The organism is Vibrio sp. Vb0304 (assembly GCF_033338995.1).
GTDB lineage: Bacteria > Pseudomonadota > Gammaproteobacteria > Enterobacterales > Vibrionaceae > Vibrio > Vibrio alginolyticus.
In genome coordinates this window covers 1-1213 of sequence record NZ_JAWOTT010000209.1, presented here as the reverse complement: position 1 = coordinate 1213, position 1213 = coordinate 1, and the positions used below count along the sequence as shown (strand labels likewise).

Below are 1213 nucleotides of genomic sequence, written 5' to 3'. Positions count from 1 at the left end.
ATGGCAGTAGAGGTTAAGATGGAAAATTCAATGAAATACGCACTTGGCCCACTGCTGTACTTTTGGCCAAAACAAGATATCGAAGCATTTTACTTACAAGCGAAAGAAAGCTCGGCAGACATTATCTACTTGGGTGAAACCGTTTGTTCAAAACGTCGCGAGATGAAACCTGCTCATTGGTTCGATATTGCCAAAGACCTATCGGCATCCGGTAAGCAAGTGGTGCTTTCCACCATGGCATTGTTGGAAGCACCAAGCGAAGTCAATATCATGAAGAAGTATATCGATAATGGTGACTTCGCGATTGAAGCAAATGACGTGTCCGCGGTTCAACTGGCGTCTGAACACAAAGTCCCATTTGTCGTTGGCCCAGCAATTAACACTTACAACGCACACACCTTGAACCTGTTTTTAAAACAAGGGATGACTCGTTGGTGTATGCCGGTTGAGCTATCTCGTGAATGGCTAAGCGATACTCTGACACAATGTGAAGACTTAGGGATTCGTAACAAATTCGAAGTCGAAGTCTTTAGCCACGGCTATTTGCCATTAGCCTACTCGGCTCGCTGCTTCACGGCGCGTGCAGAAAATAAAGCGAAGGATGATTGCGAAACTTGCTGCATCAAATACCCAACCGGTATCCAAGTAAGCAGCCAAGAGGGGCAAGAAGTCTTCAACTTGAATGGCATCCAAACGCAATCGGGCTACTGTTACAACCTGATCAACGATCTGCCAAGCATGCAAGGACTCGTTGATGTCGTTCGCTTGAGTCCATTAGGCGTAAGTACCTTCTCAGAATTGGATCGCTTCCGTTCTAACGAGCAAGGCTCAAACCCAGACAAACTATCAAGCCGCCAATGCAACGGTTACTGGCATCAATTGGCTGGCTTAGAAGTGAAGAACATTTAACTCTTCCGACAAAGTAAAAAGCGAGGCACTAGCCTCGCTTTTCTGCTACCAACTTAAGACGCTTGGATGCTCGGTTCTACTGGGCTATCCACCATCAACTTTTTGATATCACGCCAAAGCATACTCATCACAACCAGACTTAACGCAATGTTGGATAGCGGGAATGCAATCCAAATGCCTGTCACACCCAACAGTTTTGGCATGATGAACAAGAACGGCAGTTGGATAAGCATATTGCCCACCGTCACAAACATCGCCTTACTGCCTTTGTTGACCGATTGATAGTAAGCCCCTGCTACCACTC

The 1213-nt window shown here is 46.2% G+C and carries 1 protein-coding gene and 1 pseudogene; one reads left to right on the top strand and one right to left on the bottom strand.

The features are described from left to right. Window positions 1–30: 30 nt before the first annotated feature. Window positions 31–909, top strand: a complete 879-nt coding sequence (locus R7P35_RS25050; protein WP_005481567.1) for a U32 family peptidase — start codon at window positions 31–33, stop codon at window positions 907–909. A 53-nt stretch (window positions 910–962) separates the two neighbouring features. Here R7P35_RS25050 and R7P35_RS25045 read toward each other — a convergent pair. Continuing rightward, window positions 963–1213 (bottom strand): annotated as a pseudogene (locus tag R7P35_RS25045) (MATE family efflux transporter); the annotation flags it as partial.